The sequence below is a fragment of the uncultured Collinsella sp. genome, from assembly GCF_959026545.1.
Classification (GTDB): Bacteria; Actinomycetota; Coriobacteriia; order Coriobacteriales; family Coriobacteriaceae; genus Collinsella.
The window spans coordinates 1-18763 of sequence record NZ_CAUFLV010000024.1; the positions used below are offsets into that span (position 1 = coordinate 1).

Below are 18763 nucleotides of genomic sequence, written 5' to 3' on the forward strand. Positions count from 1 at the left end.
ACCTCCCATCTCGAGGACTTTATTTTCCAGTCCAAGAAATGGGAGGCAGTTCATTAGGGTCCGCCCTTTCCATAACGATGACAAGATGGAGTCATGTTGCCGATACATGCTGTGTGGCATACTGGCAGCAGTGAAAAATGTTAGGGAAAGGCACCTTTGTGATCGATCTTGATTTCAAACCGCGCGGCGTGTGCGCCCGTATGATTCACGTGGAACTCTCGGATGATGGCTCGACTATCGAAAATGTGGCGTTCGACGGAGGCTGCAACGGTAACCTCAAGGCCATCGGTAGGCTTGTCGCCGGCCAACCGGTCGATTCCATCGTCGAGCTTTTGCAGGGAAACACCTGCGGGCCGCGTAAGACCTCTTGTGCCGATCAACTCACGCTTGCCTTGCGCGAAGCACAGGCCAAGGTTCGGGCGTAGCTGCCATGAAAACTAGGGAGTACCATTTCGATTCGCGGACCGATCGCCGTGCCACTGCTTCTCGCAGCGTGAGCCGCCGAACGCTGTTCAAGGGAACTGCGGCCGCCGGAGCAGCGCTCACGGCAATATCCCTTGTGGGTTGTGGATCAGATGGCGGCGCTGCGAATGTGAGCGGTGAGCCGCAGGTCATCACTGACGACTCGAAGATCACCAACGTCACCGATGACTTCGAGGGGGTGGACAACACCCTGACCGCCCAATACGAATGGGACCTTCCCTTGGGCACTGTCCCGTTCCACTGCGAGGGGTCGTGGGCGGCACTGCTGGAGGCCCCGGCGAGCGCCCGCACGATCAACACGCTCGGCATCATTTCTCTCGCCAGCGGAAACACGTCGACTCTGGTGTCGGAACCGGTAGCGGGAAAGACCCATGCGTTCCACGATGTTCGCTGCTCGGAGCAGGTGTACGCGTGGGTTGAAATGGATTATGCGGCGGGAGCTTGGGTACTCATTGCCCAGGCACTCGAGAACGGGGTGCTTGTTGGAGATCCCGTTGAGCTCGACAAAGGCGACGCCGATTGGGAGCCGGCGCGTTTTACCGCAACGGGATCTTCGGTCATCTGGCAGAAAATGCCCTTTGCGACGGGAGCCAAGAGCTCGGAGTTCTCCCATTGCTACCTGTGGAACGTGGGAGACGAAAAGGGTGAGGACCTGTACGAGAGTCCCGGTCGATTTGCGACGTGGCCGCGTGTGAGCGACGGTTACCTCACCATCGCCCCCCGCGTCAATTCCGATGATGGTACATATTACGGGCTCACCGCGCTTGACCTGCAGAATAACAATAAGGTTGCCGCCCAGCTGGTCATGCCCGAAACGGTCAGTCCCTTCGAAGCTGTGTTCATGGGCGAAAGTTTTGCCTTTTCGGTCGAGGCAAACTACGGATACGGCGGCAGCCTGGGGAACATGGGCACGTTCATCGGCAACTCGGGTGGTCCGTTCGTATATTTGAGCCGCGAGCCGCTCGCCTGCGTCACGGGCAAGGGGAGTCTGTACGTCATCAAAGCCCAGTCCTCGCATTTTGTGGTCGACACAAGTGCCCAGACCTATGCAATCCTCACGGCCCCAGATAAGGCGCTTGATTTTGGCGACTATCCGGCAAGCGAGGGAACGACGGATCATCTGGTGACGTATGCCACCGTGCGAGGTGACGACGGCTTACCGGCGTTGGTGCGTCTGCGGGTGTTCGCCCTGTAAAGCGCGCCTGCTATCCAATGCCGCCCGCGCCAATGATTGAGCACTCCGCAGATTGGGCATACTTCGTTAAAGGTGTGCGCCATTTGTGTGCGCTAGAATAAAACGACGTTTGTTTGCGAGACGAGGAGGCCGCCCATGGCTTCAGATGCACGTAAGATTTTGTTGGTTGAGGATGAAAAGGCCATCCGCGACGCGGTGGCAGCCTATCTTGAGCGTGAAGGTTATTGGGTCGTGGGTGTTGGCGACGGTCAATCCGCCGTTGAGGAGTTCGAGAAGCACCAGTTTGACCTGATCGTGCTCGACCTTATGCTCCCTAAGCTTTCCGGTGAGCGTGTGTGCCGTGCCATCCGTGACACCTCTGATGTGCCGATTATCATGCTTACCGCTAAGGGAGAGGTTGAGGATCGTATCATCGGCCTCGAGCTCGGTGCGGACGACTACCTCATCAAACCCTTCTCCCCGCGTGAGCTCGTGGCGCGCGTGCGCGCCTTGTTCCGCCGCACTCACCTTGCCGACGAGCCGCAGGTCGAGGTCCTCGACTTTGGCGATCTGGTCATCGATATCTCTGGGCACAAGATTCTGGTTGAGGGCAAGGAAGTTGACCTCACCGCATCCGAGTTTAAGCTCCTCACCACGCTCGCTCGCCATCCCGGCCGCGTGTACAACCGTATGGAGCTCGTGGAGAAGGTTCTCGGTTACGACTTTGAGGGCTATGAGCGCACCATCGATAGTCACGTGAAGAACCTGCGCGCCAAGCTGGGGGATGATCCCAAAAAGCCCAAGTGGCTCTATACCGTGCACGGTGTCGGATATCGTTTTGAGGCACCCGCGCAGCCTGACAAGGCGGACAAGTAACACGACTCACGCCGGGCGCCGCATCACGTGGCGCCCATTTTATGTGGTGCGGTAGGGGGATTCATGGAGCGCCTGGTCATTGGAAAACACGGAGCCGAGGCGGAGCAGCCGTCGCCGCGAGCGAGTTGGAATACGCCTCATCCCATGCCGCGGTCGGGCATGAGCTATGGCGGGCGCATGGCGCTCTCGTTCGCCATGACATCGCTTGTAACGGTCGTTATCTTGGCACTCGTGGTCACGGTGGTTTGGGGTGGCGCGTTTTCGGATTACACACGTGCCAATGTCGAGGAGATTGCCCAAGTTGCCGCCGAGAAGCTCGCCGAGCGATACGAGGATGCCGGCGAGTGGAGCGTCGATGCCATTAAGACCGTGGCGGAGTCAAGCACCCTGTCAGACGACATCGGTATGCAGGTCAAAGATGCCGGTGGCGCTATCATGTATGACGACACGTGGCCTGCCGCCGCAATGGCGAGTACTGCCGACAAGTCAGATGGAGGGCTGGGCACCCGCAGCCCCGTTTCTAAAGCCCCAACCGATCCCGAGTCCGCCGTGGTCGCCCCCATCGTGGATAGCAATGGGGGCGAGATCGGCTCTCTCCGTCTTTGGGTGTTGGGTAGTGATGCACTGCTCACCAAGGCAGACACGGCGTTTCGCGAGCGGACGTTCAACGCCATGGGACTCGCTGCTTTTATCGCGGTCCTTATGGCGGTGGTGATTGGCTTCCTTGTTTCGCGCATGTTTACCAATCCCGTCCGCACCATCACCGACACCGCCCGCCGGATACGCGAGGGTGATCTTTCGGCACGGACGAACATGCGGGGAGAGGATGAAATCGATCAGCTGGGCGAGACATTCGACGAGATGGCCGCCAGCTTGGAGCGCGACCTCAAGCGCGAACGTCGTCTCACGTCCGACGTGGCTCATGAGCTGCGCACGCCGCTCATGGCCATGCAGGCGACCGTGGAAGCCATGCAAGACGGAGTGTATCCCACAGACGCCGAGCATCTTGAGACGGTCGCCGCGGAGACTCGCCGCTTGGCACGTCTCGTGCAGCAGACCCTCGACCTCTCCCGATTGGAGAATCACACCGCGCCCCTCAGGCTCGACAAGGTCGACATTGTGCAGCTGGCGCAAAACATCGTGAACAATCAGCATCAACTCTTCCACAACAAGGGGCTTCATCTGCGGTTCGTTAATGAGATGCAAGGTCGTTCGGCGGTCATCACGTGCGACGCGGACATGATCACGCAATGCATTATCAACCTTATGAGCAACGCCATGCGCTATACGCCCGAAGATGGATGGGTGGTTGTTTCGATCCATGGCGACCGCAAACATGTGATGGTGACGGTATCAGATACGGGTATTGGCATCGCAAAAGATGATCTTGCGAGGATATTCGGTCGTTTTTGGCGCGCAGATGCCAGCCGCGCTCGTGAGGCAGGCGGTCTGGGCGTTGGCTTGGCCGTGACCAAGCAGATCGTAGAGCGCCATCATGGCTTCATCGCGGTGGAGAGCGAACTTGAAAAGGGTACGACTTTTACGATTCATCTTCCCCGTGAGCTGGAAGAGGAGGCGTCATCCACTACAATGAAATATTAGCTGTGCTATGGCGGTAAAGGAGCGGGACAACGCCGCTGCCGCTCCGCCAGGAACAGGCCGTTGTGAGGGAAGATTTCTCAACAGCGGCGATGACATTCGCGTAAGGAGTTGACGCACATGACCACGATGGAGCGCCGTCCCGATTCCCGGGGCAAGGTCCGTGACATTTACGACGCCGGCGACAACCTGCTCATGGTTGCCTCCGACCGTATCTCCGCATTTGATTACATCTTGCCCGACGAGATTCCCTACAAGGGCGAGGTGCTCAATCGCATCTCCGCGTTCTGGTTCGATAAGTTCGCCGACCTCGTGCCCAACCATATGGTGTCCATCGACACGGCCGATTTCCCGGCTGACTTCGCCGATTACGGCGACTATCTGTCCGGCCGCACCATGTTGGTCAAGAAGGCCGAGCCCATCATGATCGAGTGCATCGTTCGTGGGTATCTCACCGGTTCCGGCAAGAAGACCTACGATGCCGACGGAACCGTATGTGGCATCTCCCTGCCCGCCGGCCTCACCGAGGCATCCAAGCTCCCCGAGCCGCTGTTCACGCCGTCCACGAAGGCGGCCATCGGCGACCATGATGAGAACATCTCCTACGAGCGCTGCGTGGAGCTTGTGGGCGAGGACATCGCATCTCAGATCCGCGACCTCTCCCTCACCATCTATAAGGCAGCGGCGGAGTACGCGGCCACGCGCGGCATCATCATCGCCGACACCAAGTTCGAGTTTGGCGTGATTGACGGCAAGGTCACCCTCATCGACGAATGCCTCACGCCCGACTCAAGCCGCTTCTGGCCCGCCGATTCCTACGAGGAGGGCAAGGTCCAGCCCAGCTATGACAAGCAGTACGTGCGCGATTGGCTCAAGGTCAATTGGGACTTCTCCGGTGACGCGCCGCAGCTGCCCGCCGAGGTGATTGAGGGCACGTCCGCGCGGTATCGTGAGGCGTATGAAATCATCACGGGCGAGAAGTTCGTCCCCATGAAGTCCAAGTAAGTATCTAAGGAGAACGAGTAAGTGAGCACCCGTAGCGCCCAAAACAAGCGTACCCAGGAAAAGCTGCAGGGCGAGAATCGTCAGGGAATGGCGCGCAAATCCGCTTCGTCCGCCAAGCCCGCCCGCGCCGCCGGAAGCTCCGTGCGCGTAGTACCGTCGTCGTCCAAGGCCAAGCGCGCCGCAGCGGAGCGCGGCGAGGATCTTTCCGGCTTGTCCAAAGAGGAGAAGAAGGCACGCAAGGCTGAGCTTCGCCGTCAGGAGGACCGGGTGTATACGGCATCGAACGCCCTGCTCAACGAGAACGAGGACTATGTTCGTTTTCGCCGTATCTGGTGGGTGCTCCTCGGCATCGGCATTGCGGCGCTGGTTGGTACATGGGTGGCGCTCGCCGTCTTTGGCAAGGATGGGGCCGATACCCAGCTTGCCCAGACGGTGCAGATGGGGCTGATCATCGTCGCCTACGCTGCCATCATCATCGCGTTCATCTTTGACTTCATGAAGATTCGTCCCATCCGTAACGCCTGCCGTACTGCCGCTTCGGGTATGAGCGAGTCCAAGCTTAATGAGGTGATTGCCCGATCGGTGCAGGATAAGAAGTCCAAGAAATAAGCGCCGTTTGCGAGATTTGCCTTAAGGCGCACTCATGTCGCGAAGGCGTGGGTGCGCCTTTTGCAAAGCGGTGCAATTGGGGGCGTACCCCAATTGCAGCACTGCGTCTCTGGCGTTCAGCAAAAGAAGGGAACAGCATGTTTAGGGCCGAATTAACCGTTGAGGAAGCTCGTTCCGGGATGGCGAACCTCAAACCCAAGCTCGAGCGATATGCCGACTTGATTGTTCGCAAGGGGGTGAATGTCAAGCCTGGCCAGGAGGTCGTGGTGCAGGCTCCCGTTGACGTGGCAGCGTTCGTGCGGCTGCTTGTCGCCCGCGCCTACGCTGTCGGTGCCGGACATGTCACGGTGATTTGGAACGATGATGCGGTGACGCGCCTGACGTACGAGAACGTCGATGCCTCATGGTTTGAGACGGTCCCCGCCTGGCAGCGCGAGCAGCTCGATTCCCTTGCCGAGGCCGGCGCGTGCTTCATCTTCGTCGAAGGGGCGGATCCCGAGGCGCTCAAGGGCATTGACCCCGCCAAACCCGCTGCCGCCTCCAAGGCACGTAACACCCAATGCGTGAAGTACCGACATGGTATGGATTTCAATATCAACCCGTGGTGCATTGCCGGTGCCCCGGTTGCGGCATGGGCGCGACAGGTGTATCCGGGTGTCGAGGACGAGGTTGCGACGTACCGTCTGTGGTGCGCGATCCTCTCCGTTGCCCGCGCTGACGGGGACGATCCCGAGGCCGCCTGGGAGTTGCACAATGCGACGTTCGAAAAGAACTTGCGTCTGCTCAACGAGCGCCACTTCGATCGACTGCACTATACCTCCGCGAATGGCACCGACTTGTGGGTGGGCATGACCGATAAACACGTGTGGGAGGGAGGCTCGAGCAGCACCCCCGATGGCCATGTCTTTTTCCCCAACATCCCTACGGAGGAGGTTTTCACTTCACCGCATTGCGAGCGCGTGGACGGTGTAGTGTACTCCGCATTGCCGCTGGTACGACATGGCAACAAGATCGACCGCTTCTGGTTGCGCTTTGAGAACGGTCTGGTTGTTGATTTTGACGCCGAGGTGGGTCGCGACACCCTGGCGAGCATTCTCGACACCGACGAAGGTGCCCGCCGCTTGGGTGAAGTCGCGTTGATTTCCAAGAACACGCCGATCCGCGAGACGGAGACCCTGTTCTACGACACGCTGTACGATGAAAACGCGAGCTGCCATTTGGCGCTGGGTTCTGGTTTCCCCGAGTGCTACGAGGGCGGTTACGCCATGACGCAGGATGACCTGCGCGACCTTGGCCTGAACAAGAGCGGTACTCACGTGGACTTCATGATAGGAGCAGACGATCTGGACATCATGGGCGTCACCGCCGACGGCGAGGAGATCCCGGTGTTCGTAAACGGCCAGTGGACCTGGGAGTAGCTTGGTTCACCAGATGCCCGGACCCGTCACGAGGTCGAGGGCTTGCGTGCGCCAGTGCGCTACGCCCTCGCCTCCGGCAACCTTGGACATATCGGAAACCTTCGGATCGATGCGCGCGCACGGCGACTGAGTGGAACTTCTTGAGGTTTTTCGTATTGATTTTCCAATATGTCGAGTACACTCTCATATGGGCGGCATAAAACCGCAGGAACGCGACGCTGCATGTAAGTGACTACTTCGGATTTTCCGAGATTGATACGAAAAACCTCAACTTTTACTGCAGGCTGGGGAATGGGATCCCAGGCAAGCCAGTTCAGGCAGCCGCCGCAGTCGGTTGCGGGTGATTCGTAACAGACGGGTTCGTCTGCGTCGCCGCTCCTTTGCTGCAGTGAATCGCTTAGTGGCAAATTCTGCTACAATACGGCACGCGGGTCATTAGCTCAGTTGGCAGAGCAGGGGACTTTTAATCCCAAGGCCCAGGGTTCGAACCCCTGATGACCCACCATTATGAGAAGGCGCGAGGAGCAGCGATGCCCCTCGCGTTTTTTGTTGTAAACGGTAAGGGATGCACGCGGAAGAGAATTGGCAATCCAGTGACAGTGAATAGAACAGGCCATTATGTAACATTAATTGCATATTAGAACTTTTTAAGAAACGTGGATGGATAAGCGCGTACAATACTGTGAAACCATACGGCCTTTAAGCCGGTACCGAGAGACCGAAAAGGAGACGAGATGGGTTCAAATCACCCTATGGGTGCTTGCGCATCCGCCCTGCCGCGCACGGCTATGAGCCCCCTGGCTCAACGCATCATGGATTCAACCACAAAAGGCAATACGCTCCCCGCTGTTCTGCTGCTGGCAGATGGCACCGTGTTTTACGGCCGCGCGTGCGGAGCATGTGGAACGGCGACGGGAGAGGTGTGCTTCAACACCTCGCTTGAGGGCTACTTCGAAGTTCTCACCGATCCCAGCTACGCGGGACAAATCGTAACCATGACGTATCCACAGATCGGCAATTACGGTATCGACCTTGCCGATGTTCAGAGCGCGTATCCCGGAGACGCCGACCGTCCCGCATCTGCCCCCGCGTTGCGCGGCATGGTGGTGCACGATATGTGCCGCACGCCGTCCAATTGGCGCAGCTCGTTGAGCGTTCCAGACTACCTGGCCCAGCAGGGCGTCGTCGCGATTGAGGGCGTTGATACCCGCTCCCTCGTTCAGCATCTTCGCGACCATGGCTCGCAGATGGGCATTGTTTCCACCGAGGAATTCAACCTCGATGTCCTTGCCGATCGTTTGGCGGCCGCTCCGCAGCTCGTTGGCGAGAACCTGGTCAAAACGGTGAGCTGCCCCCAGCCTCATACATACGACTCCTCGGACCTGCCGGTCTCCCATGAATTTGCCCTTGCCGCCACAGCGACCCGTCGCGCTCCGTATCGTGTGGTCGCATATGATTGCGGCGTCAAGCGGGGCATTCTCGAAGGTCTGGTTCGTGCCGGCTGCGACCTCACCGTTGTGCCGTGGGATACCCCCGCAGAGGATGTTCTTGCCCAGAACCCAGACGGCGTGTTCCTCTCCAACGGTCCCGGCGATCCCGATGCCGTACCCGAGACATACATGCAAGTCCAACAGCTTGTTGGCAAGGTACCGGTGTTCGGCATCTGCTTGGGCCACCAGATGATCAGCCTTGCGGCGGGTGCGCAGATCGAGAAGCTCAAGTTCGGCCATCGCGGCGGCAACCAGCCCGTTATGAATCTGCTCACGCGTCGTGTTGAAATCACGGCGCAAAACCACGGCTTTGGTTTGGTGTTCCCCAGCTTGGGAAACTTGGTACCCGAGCTCTCTGGCGGCGTGAGCGAGCATTCGACCCAGAGCGACCTGCGCTTTTGGGTCGAGCGCGGAGTGGCACCCGTTGTGCGAAACGAACGCTTTGGCCGTATCCGCCTCACCCACGTGAACCTTAACGACGGCACCGCCGAGGGCATTCAGCTGCTCGACGTCCCCTGCTTTAGCGTGCAGTACCATCCCGAGGCCTCTCCTGGCCCCACCGACGCTCATTACCTGTTCACCGCTTTCACGCGACTCATGGACGGCGACCCGGATTACCTGGGCATCGACATCGCGGCCGACCGGTTGCACGGCTGGAATTTCGCAACGGAGGAGAACTAGCATGCCCAAGCGTACCGATATTAAGCGGATTTTGGTTATTGGATCCGGACCGATCGTGATTGGCCAGGCATGCGAGTTCGACTACTCGGGTGCTCAGGCCTGTAAGGTACTCAAAGAAGACGGATACGAGGTCGTGTTGGTCAACTCGAATCCCGCGACCATCATGACGGACCCGGGCCTCGCCGACCGCACCTACGTGGAGCCCATCACGGCGGAGTTCATTGAGAAGGTCATCGAGCGCGAGCACCCCGATGCCCTGCTGCCCACCCTGGGTGGCCAGACGGGCCTCAATGCCGCCGTCGAGCTGGCGAAGTCTGGTGTGCTCGACCGCTACGGCGTCGAGATGATCGGATGCGACCTTGATGCCATCGAGCGCGGCGAGGACCGCAAGCTGTTCAACGAGGCCATGGCTGACCTGGGTCTCGAAGTGGCGCGCTCGGGTTATGCGTACTCCGTTGAGGATGCCCTCTCGATTGTCAAAACCACCGGCTATCCCTGCGTGTTGCGTCCGAGCTTCACCATGGGCGGCGCCGGCGGCGGCATCGCGCACGACGAGGAAGAGCTCATTCAAATCGTGACGCAGGGCCTTGAGCTGTCCCCGGCAGGTGAGGTCCTGGTCGAGGAATCCATTGAAGGCTGGAAAGAGTATGAGATGGAGGTCATGCGCGACCGCGCCGGCAACGGCATCATCGTGTGCTCCATCGAGAACCTCGATCCCATGGGCGTACATACCGGCGACTCGATTACCGTCGCCCCCGCTCAAACGCTCTCGGACCTCGAGTACCAGCGCATGCGCGTCGCGTCGCTCGCCATCCTCGAGAAGATCGGAGTCGAGACCGGCGGCTCCAACGTGCAGTTCGCCGTCAACCCCAAGAACGGGCGCCTTATCGTCATCGAGATGAACCCGCGCGTAAGCCGTTCCTCCGCGCTTGCCTCCAAGGCGACGGGCTTCCCCATCGCCAAGGCGGCCGCGCGCCTGGCCGTGGGCTACACGCTCGACGAGATCACCAACGACATCACCCGTGCCACGCCGGCGTGCTTTGAGCCTTCCATTGACTACTGTGTGGTCAAGGTGCCGAGGTTCGCATTCGAGAAGTTCAAAGGCACCGACACCACGCTCACCACGCGTATGAAGGCTGTGGGCGAGGTCATGGCCATCGGACGTACCTTCGAGGAGGCGCTCGGCAAGGCCATGCGCTCGCTTGAGGACGGCCATCGCGGCCTGGGGGCCGATGCCAAGGCGTCCGCGCTTGAGCAACTGTCTGACGAAGAGCTTGCCGAGCATGTCGCCCGCGCTACGGAGCAGCGCATTTTCTACCTGGCGGAGGCACTGCGTCGTGGATGGTCGGTCGAGCGTTTGCATGACCTCACGCGCATCGACCCGTGGTTCCTCTCGCGCATGCACGACATGATCGCGGTTCAGACGGCGGTTCGCGGCCTGCGTGTTGAGGACATCGACGCCGACGCGATGCGCCTGCTTAAGCAATACGGCACCTCGGATGCCCAAATCGCGCACCTTACCGGCAGCGACGAGCGCTTTGTGCGTGCGTACCGCAAGGGTTTGGGCGTGGTTCCGAGTATGAAGACGGTCGACACCTGCGCCGCGGAGTTCGAGAGCGCCACTGAGTACCACTACAAGACCTACGAGAACCTCATGCGTGTCTCTCCCGTTGCTCACCGCAGTGTGGCGGTAGACGAAGTACGTCCCTGCGACAAGCCCAAGGTCATGATCTTGGGCGCCGGTCCCAATCGTATTGGGCAGGGCATCGAGTTCGACTACTGCTGCGTACACGCTTGTTACGAGCTGGCCGAACGTGGTTATGAGACCATCATGGTCAACTGCAACCCCGAGACGGTCTCGACCGACTACGACACCTCCGACCGCCTGTACTTCGAGCCGGTCACCTACGAGGACGTCATGGATATCGTCGACGTCGAGCGCCCCGTCGGCGTCATCACGACGCTCGGCGGGCAGACGCCGGTGAACCTCACGCGCAAGCTGGCCGAGAGCGGCGTTGCCATCATGGGCACCCAGCCCGATGCGATCGATTTCGCCGAGGACCGCGAGCGTTTCTCGGCGTTGCTGGACCGCTTGGGCGTCATGTATCCGCCGGCAGGTATGGCAACCTCGTTTGCAGAGGCCGAGTCCGTCGCCGCCCACATCGGCTACCCGTTGCTCGTCCGCCCCAGCTATGTTTTGGGCGGTCGCGGCATGATGATTGCCTACGACGCCGAGCACCTGCGCGAGTACATGGCCGAGGCTGCGCGCGTGAGTCCCGATCACCCTATCTACCTCGACCGATTCCTCGAGGGCGCGTACGAGAGCGATGTCGACGCGTTGTGCGACGGTGAGAACGTCTATATTGGCGGCATCCTCGAGCATATCGAGGAGGCGGGCATCCACTCGGGTGACTCTGCAACGTGCATCCCGCCGTTCTCGTTCTCCGAGGGCCTCAAGGCGAAGCTCCGCGAGACTACGCGCCGCATCGCGCTGGCCCTGGGCGTGCGTGGTCTGGTGAACGTGCAGTTCGCCATCAAGGGTGAGACGGTCTACGTGATCGAGGCGAACCCGCGCGCGAGCCGCACCGTGCCGTTCATCTCCAAGGCAACGGGTGTGCCGCTGGCGCGCTATGCCGCCCGTATCATGGCTGGGGAGAGCCTTGAGTCGCTTGGCTTGACGGGCGAGTATCGCGAGCCCGAGTACTTCTGCATGAAGGAGGCCGTGATGCCCTGGGGCCGCTTCCCCGGCGCCGAGGTCATCCTTGGCCCTGAGATGAAGTCGACGGGTGAGGTCATGGGTATTGCGAAGAGCTATCCGGAGGCCTACGCTAAGACGCAGCTCGCGATCGACTACCAGCTGCCCACGCCTGAGGATGGGCGCGTGTTCATCTCGGTGTGCGACCGCGACAAGCGCCATATCCTGAGCCTTGCGCGCATCTTACGCCACCTGGGATTCGATATCGTCTCAACGGCCGGCACGGCGCGCGTGTTGCGCGGCGGCAATGTGCCATGCGAGGTCATTGGCAAGATCGGTGCCCCTGATGGCGCCGAACTCGTTGTTGGTGAGGAAGCCGAGCGCGGAATCCTCGATATGATCGCGGATGGCGAGATCGCGTTCATCATCAACACACCGTATGGTCCTGGATCCCGTGGCGACGGGTACCGCCTGCGCACCGAGGCGGTCCGTCGCGGCGTGACCTGCGTGACCGCCCTCACGGCGGCGAATGCTTACATTGCCGCCCTTGAGGCCCGTCAGTTTGGCGACGGCATGGAGGTCATCGCGCTGCAGGATCTGTAAGGCGCGGGTGGGAGCCAAGCTTTCATGAGTGTTTTAGCCGGGGACGGCACCTGTCAATGGTGTCGACCCCGGTTTTTTTGTTGCCCACTGAATACCACACAATGATTCTTCATGTCCCATGACGGGCAAGCTCGAGGAAATGGAAAACCATTCGCCGATTTCTAGTGGCCGTCTCGGTATCCTCTGGTTAGCAATTCCTCGCAGCGAGGCGGATTGATTTGCTTTGACCTTGGTTCGGTGACACCCTACGTTCTCACGGTTCCAGTTGTTGGAAATGGATCCTTTTGGTTCGTCGTTTTGGGCCGAAACCGGCCGAAGGGCCTCCTTGTTCAATCGAACACTTGTAGAGAAGCTATGGGTTTTGAGTCAAATGGCCTGTTTGAACTAATACCAGTCTGAGTTCCAAAAAACCGTTTGGCGAGGGTATCCTACCATTCGCCTCTGACAACCCAAGGATAATCAAGTACATACGAAAGTCCCCTCATAATTCATTACGTAGTGTTAATAGGTCTGCTGGTACATACCAGTTGCCCTGTGTACAGCGTAGAAACCTAATGGGAAGGGGACTCACGTGCATCACAGCTCAATCTTGAAACGCAATTGGGTGCGTGGTTCGGCGGTTATTGCAACTGCGGCGCTTTCGCTTGCCCTTGCAGTGCCTGCGAGCGCGGCACCTCTTACGGGTGTGAAGGATGCCAAGGCCGACAAGAACGTCGTTACCGTTACATTCCAGCAGGGTGATAACGAGGTTACTGGTAGGATTACGTTCCTTGAGGACGACATCTTCCGTTACAACGTTGATCCCTCGGGTGAGTTTAGCGAGTATGCGAAGCCGAAGAGCGATGCCCATAAGGCCAGGATTCAGGCACAGCCGGATTCTTCGAGCAAGTACAATCACCCCGATGCTCAGGTAAAGGCGGAGGGCGATAGGTTCGTCATCACTTCTGGTGATACCACCATCGAGTTCGCCAAGGATAGCGCCCTCATGACCGTCAAGCGCGGCGGTAAGGTCGTCATGGAAGAGACCTCCCCGCTCGACGTAGATAAGGCCGGCACCGTCCAGACGCTCAAGAAGCACGACGGCGAAGACTTCTTTGGCGGCGGCACCCAGAACGGCCGCTTCATCCACACGGGCAACACCATCAATATCGCCAATGAGAGCAACTGGGTTGACGGTGGCGTGGCTTCGCCGAACCCGTTCTATTGGTCCGATAACGGCTACGGCGTCATGCGCAACACGTTTGCCGACGGCTCGTATGATTTTGGCGCGACCGATGCCGGTGTTACGACTGCCCGTCACAACGAGAACGAGCTCGACGCCTATTACTTCGTTGCCGATGCTAAGGAGGGCAAGGCCATCGCGCCGATCGCCCAGGATCTGCTCCAGGACTACTTCCAGGTCACCGGCAATCCGGTGCTCCTGCCCGAGTACGCTTTCTATGTTGGTCACTTGAATGCTTGGAACCGCGACATGTGGTCCTCCGAGGCCAAGGACGGATACGGCAAATGGCAGATTAAGGGCAGCGAGCCCGCAGGGGCCGGCACGGGTAAGGTTCAGTATGAGAAGGGCGGCACCGGTACTTCCATGCAGCCCGGCTCTCACGTGGAGTCTCTGAACGGCCACGGTGCCACTGAGCAGGGCGAAAATATCCCCGAGGGCACTGACTTCCCCAAGGAGTTCTCCGCTCAGTCCCGTTTGGACAACTACCTCGAGAACGATATGCCGCTGGGCTATTTCCTACCCAACGACGGCTATGGCGCGGGCTACGGCGTGAATGGCTTTGGCAAGACCGGCGGCGTCAATGATGACGGCACCAGCTCCGCCGAGCGCCTCGCCGCGGTCGCCGCTAACGTGCAGAACCTCAAGGAGTTCACTGATTACGCCAACGGAAAGGGTGTTGCGACCGGTCTGTGGACGCAGTCCCAGCTCTCCCCGGATTCCAATCCCGACACGCAGTGGCAGCTGCTCCGCGACTTCAAGGCCGAGGTCAACACCGGCGGCGTGACCACCCTCAAGACCGACGTTGCATGGGTCGGTAACGGCTATTCCATGGCGCTCGACGGCGTCAAGACGGCCTACGACATCATCACCGAGGACGTCAATTTCCGTCCGAACATCATCTCCCTCGACGGTTGGGCGGGTACCCAGCGCTTCGCGGGCATCTGGACCGGCGACCAGACCGGCGGCAACTGGGAGTACATCCGCTTCCACATTCCCACCTACATTGGTCAGTCCCTCTCCGGTAACCCTAACATCGGCTCCGATATGGACGGCATCTTCGGTGGCCAGCCTGTCATTGCCACGCGCGACTATCAGTGGAAGACCTTCACTCCGCTCATGCTCGACATGGACGGCTGGGGCTCCCACGTCAAGTCTCCGCAGACGCACGGCGACCCCTACACCGGCATTTCCCGTATGTACCTCAAGCTGAAGTCCCAGCTCCTGCCGTACATCTACACCTCTGCAGCATCCGCGGCGAATATCAACACGGGCAACGGTGACACCGGTCTGCCGATGATCCGCGCCATCCTGCTGAACGATGATTCTGCCTACGCTCAGAGCACCAAGACGCAGTACGAGTACACCTTCGGTGGCTCCTTCTTGGTCGCTCCTGTGTACCAGAACACCGACGGCGATGCCGCCAATGGTGGTATTGGTGACGGCAACGATCTCCGCAACGGCATCTACCTGCCCAACTATGGTACCGAGGAGGAGCCGACCATCTGGATCGACTACTTCACGGGCGACCAGTATCGCGGCGGCCAGGTGCTCAACAACTTCAATGCCCCGCTGTGGAAGCTCCCGTTGTTCGTGAAGGCTAACGCTATCGTCCCGATGTACGAGCCCAACGACAACCCCGAGGACATCGACCGCACCAAGCGCGAGGTGGAGTTCTTCGCTACGTCCGGCAAGGGCGAGTACACCCTGTTCGAGGACACCGGTACCTACATCGAGAACAAGTCGGACTCCTCCAACGAGGCGTACGGCAAGGAGGACAACATCGACTACGGCAAGAGCGTGAAGACCACGTTCACGTCCGAGGCCGATGCCAAGTCCGGCACCGCTACCTTCAAAGCGGGCAAGTCCGAGGGTGCCTACGATGGTTACGATTCCAACCGCACCACCGTCTTTACGGTGAACGTGTCCAAGGAGCCCGAGTCCGTTGTCGCCAAGAACGGCGATAAGGAGCTCACTGTCGAGAAGGTCGACTCCTTCGACGCCTTCAAGAAGGCGGAGCCTGCTGAGGGCAAGGCCGTCTACTTCTACGAGCAGACCCCGAACCTCAACTACGGCGCCACCGCCGAGAGCGAGCAGGTACGCAACGAGGACTTCTCCAAGCAGCCGATTAACACCACGCCCAAGCTGCACGTCAAGTTTGCCAAGACCGATGTGAACAGCAGTGAGCAGACGCTCGAGGTGAAGGGTTTTGAGAATAAGGGCGAGCTGCCGGGCAACACGCTCGACAAGAACCTCAAGGCTCCCGCGAACCTTGCTGCTCCCGAGGATGGCCTGACCCCCACGAGCATTAAGCTCACGTGGGATAAGGTCGAGGGTGCTACTGCGTACGACATCGAGATCGATGGCATGGTCAACAACATCCCGAGTGGCGATACCGTCGAGTTCAACGTGACGGACCTGCCGTACAACACGGAACACGAGTTCAAGATTCGCACTCGCACCGCTACCGGCTACTCCGAGTGGAGCGCGCCCCTCAAGGTCAAGACCCTTGAAGACCCGTGGCGCAATGCCCCCAAGCCTGTCCACGTTGATTGGGAAGGCGGCGAGAAGTGGGGCAAGCTGGACCTTGCGTTCGACCACGACGACAAGAGCGGCAGCAGCTTCCACTCTACCGACAGCGTTATCGGCATGCCGATGACTATCGACTACGGCAAGACCTACAGCCTGGATAAGTTCGTCTACACGCCGCGCCAGGACAACGGCGGCAACGGCAACGTGTCCAAGATGAAGGTCGAGATCAGCCTCGACGGCGCAAACTGGACCGATCTGGGTGTTCAGACGTGGGATAACAAGGGCGAGGGCAAGATGCAGCCCAAGACCGTTGACCTTAACGGTAAGTCAGCTCGCTACCTGCGTCTCACCGTTGAGGAGTCCACGGGCGGCTTCTTCTCCGCTACCGAGCTCGCGCTTTACAAGGCCGACAAGACCGAGGCTGCCGAGACCGGCTCCCTCAAGGCTCCCGGCACGGTTGGCGAGGAAGACGCGAACCATCTCCCGAACTGCTATGGTCGCGAGAATCGCGGTACTGGTACGAATGATTGGACCTCTCACATCGTCCAATCCAACGCTGACTACAACCTGAACAACGCCTACGACGTGTACGACATGTCTTTCACCATGTCCAAGCTTAACGGCGGCACCAAGAAGGACGGCAAGGTTGCCGGTGCCATCTCGGTTGTCCCCGAGAAGACTTCCGTCAAGGCGGGCGAGACCATCACGGTTGCCGTCAAGGTCAAGGACGGCAAGAACGTCAATGCTATGGGCGCCCTGGTTAAGTACCCCGTTGCAGACTTCGACTTCGTTAAGGACAGCCTCAAGGTCGCGGATAGCACGAAGGGTATGGAGAGCCACTCCGGTATGTATACCTTCAACGAGCCGAGCAATTCCGTGAATATCGCGCTTGCCAACAGGGGCGACAAGGATCTGTGGAACGGTTCTGAGGATGTGGCGACCTTCCAGCTCACCGCAAAGAAGGACTGCGAGGTCAACCTCGAGAGCGAGGCCTGGCTCATCGGCCCCACGCAGGACTTCATCACCTCAACCGGATCTGAAGTTCTTCCTGAGGTGAAGGAGCTTGGTCGTGACGACTTCAACATCACGATTACCAACGAGCACTTCCCCACGGACGATGGGACCAATGTTGAGAAGCTCATTCAGCAGAAGAGCTATGACAACCTGTTCAACGGCACCGAGACCTACGTTGACGGTAAGGTATTCGAGTTCCTGTGGAACTGGGAGCCCAACTATGTCGACGGCAAGTTCCCCGAGTACGTGAAGCTTCCGGTTGACATTCACTTCGAGCTCAAGGAGCCTCGTGCGCTCAGTGATATCGAGGTTTGCAACCGCGAGAGCGGCAATGGTCGCGTTAAAAAGCTCAACGTTACCGTGTTCTTCGAGGATGGCACCAAGCAGACCTTCAGCGCCGGCGAGGAGGACACCTACACTGTTCAGATCGCCGCTGAGAACAAGGGCAAGAAGGTCAAGAGCGTTGACGTTTCTCCTCAGGAGGCCAACGGCACCCAGATGCTCACCATCTGCGAGATCAACTTCAACTACACCGAGGAGGATCCCAAGCCCGAGGAGCTGAAGGAGGTCTCTCAGGAGCAGTTCGGCATCACGATGACGAACGATATCCTCACGACTGACGATGGCACCAACGTTGAGAAGCTCGTCGAGAGCAAGAAGTACGATGGCCTCTTCAACGGCAAGGAGGGTGACGCGGATAACGACTTCGAGTTCAAGTGGGACCTCGGCTACAATTACGTGAACGGCAAGCTGCCCGATTACGTGAAGCTTCCGACCACGATGCACTTCGAGCTCAAGGACCCGATGGTTCTGCGCGATGTTCAGATTCTGAACCGCAAGAACTCCAACGGTTCCGTCAACTCCCTCGAGGCCGTGATCACCTACACCGACGGTTCCACCACAGAGTTCAAGGACGGTGACTTCGCCAAGAAGCAGGAGGTCTACACCCTGACCGCCGACAACACCAAGAAGGTCAAGAGCGTCGACATCACGCCGCTCACCTCTGACGGCACCGCGACCGGCTATCAGGGCGAGGACGCCAAGAACCGCATGCTCACCCTGCGCGAGATCAACTTCCGCTACGTCGAGGGCGATCAGAAGCCTGAGGTGCCTGAGGTGAACAAGGCCGATCTCCAGGCCAAGTACGACGAGCTCAAGGGCAAGGCCAACGACGGCTACACCGAGGACTCCTGGAACGCCTTCCAGAAGGCTCTCGAGGGCGCCAAGGCGGTCCTCGACAACGAGAAGGCCACCCAGTCCGAGGTCGACACCGCGCTCAAGGCCCTCACCGACGCCAACGCCGGCCTCGTGAAGCCTGAGGTGCCTGAGGTGAACAAGGCCGATCTCCAGGCCAAGTACGACGAG

Annotated in this window: 10 protein-coding genes and 1 tRNA gene; all 11 read left to right on the forward strand. The window is 59.4% G+C overall.

The features are described 5' to 3' along the window. Positions 1–158: 158 nt before the first annotated feature. Positions 159–425, forward strand: a complete 267-nt coding sequence (locus tag Q5Q88_RS08595; RefSeq protein ID WP_294123321.1) for a TIGR03905 family TSCPD domain-containing protein — start codon at positions 159–161, stop codon at positions 423–425. 5 nt (positions 426–430) lie between these two features. Then, on the forward strand, positions 431–1678 hold the full coding sequence (locus Q5Q88_RS08600; protein WP_302742990.1) for a hypothetical protein: 1248 nt from the start codon (positions 431–433) through the stop codon (positions 1676–1678). A gap of 135 nt (positions 1679–1813) precedes the next feature. Then, entirely contained in the window at positions 1814–2533 is a 720-nt protein-coding gene (locus tag Q5Q88_RS08605) for a response regulator transcription factor (RefSeq protein ID WP_118654437.1), read from the forward strand. A gap of 63 nt (positions 2534–2596) precedes the next feature. Continuing rightward, positions 2597–4135, forward strand: a complete 1539-nt coding sequence (locus tag Q5Q88_RS08610; RefSeq protein WP_294123320.1) for a cell wall metabolism sensor histidine kinase WalK — start codon at positions 2597–2599, stop codon at positions 4133–4135. Positions 4136–4252: 117 nt separating this feature from the next. Then, positions 4253–5137, forward strand: a complete 885-nt coding sequence (locus Q5Q88_RS08615) for a phosphoribosylaminoimidazolesuccinocarboxamide synthase (RefSeq protein WP_302742992.1) — start codon at positions 4253–4255, stop codon at positions 5135–5137. Between the two features lie 21 nt (positions 5138–5158). After that, a complete protein-coding gene (locus Q5Q88_RS08620) occupies positions 5159–5746 on the forward strand; it encodes a hypothetical protein (protein WP_118654435.1) in 588 nt (195 codons plus the stop codon). Positions 5747–5883: 137 nt separating this feature from the next. Beyond that, positions 5884–7164 (forward strand): aminopeptidase, encoded by a 1281-nt coding sequence (locus tag Q5Q88_RS08625; RefSeq protein WP_118654434.1) that lies wholly within the window; start codon positions 5884–5886, stop codon positions 7162–7164. 429 nt (positions 7165–7593) lie between these two features. After that, positions 7594–7669 (forward strand) — tRNA-Lys (locus tag Q5Q88_RS08630). 229 nt (positions 7670–7898) lie between these two features. Continuing rightward, positions 7899–9335, forward strand: a complete 1437-nt coding sequence (carA, locus tag Q5Q88_RS08635) for a glutamine-hydrolyzing carbamoyl-phosphate synthase small subunit (protein WP_199588945.1) — start codon at positions 7899–7901, stop codon at positions 9333–9335. Position 9336: 1 nt separating this feature from the next. Next, positions 9337–12633 (forward strand): carbamoyl-phosphate synthase large subunit, encoded by a 3297-nt coding sequence (gene carB / locus Q5Q88_RS08640; RefSeq protein ID WP_118654433.1) that lies wholly within the window; start codon positions 9337–9339, stop codon positions 12631–12633. 571 nt (positions 12634–13204) lie between these two features. Next, the coding region (locus Q5Q88_RS08645; RefSeq protein WP_302742997.1) for a discoidin domain-containing protein at positions 13205–18763 on the forward strand (5559 nt) is incomplete at its 3' end.

Coding starts and splice junctions, on each gene's coding strand:
- Q5Q88_RS08600 (WP_302742990.1), top strand. CDS start 431: ATGAAAACTAGGGAGTACCATTTCGATTCGCGGACCGATCGCCGTGCC.
- Q5Q88_RS08605 (WP_118654437.1), top strand. CDS start 1,814: ATGGCTTCAGATGCACGTAAGATTTTGTTGGTTGAGGATGAAAAGGCC.
- Q5Q88_RS08610 (WP_294123320.1), top strand. CDS start 2,597: ATGGAGCGCCTGGTCATTGGAAAACACGGAGCCGAGGCGGAGCAGCCG.
- Q5Q88_RS08615 (WP_302742992.1), top strand. CDS start 4,253: ATGACCACGATGGAGCGCCGTCCCGATTCCCGGGGCAAGGTCCGTGAC.
- Q5Q88_RS08625 (WP_118654434.1), top strand. CDS start 5,884: ATGTTTAGGGCCGAATTAACCGTTGAGGAAGCTCGTTCCGGGATGGCG.
- carA (WP_199588945.1), top strand. CDS start 7,899: ATGGGTTCAAATCACCCTATGGGTGCTTGCGCATCCGCCCTGCCGCGC.
- carB (WP_118654433.1), top strand. CDS start 9,337: ATGCCCAAGCGTACCGATATTAAGCGGATTTTGGTTATTGGATCCGGA.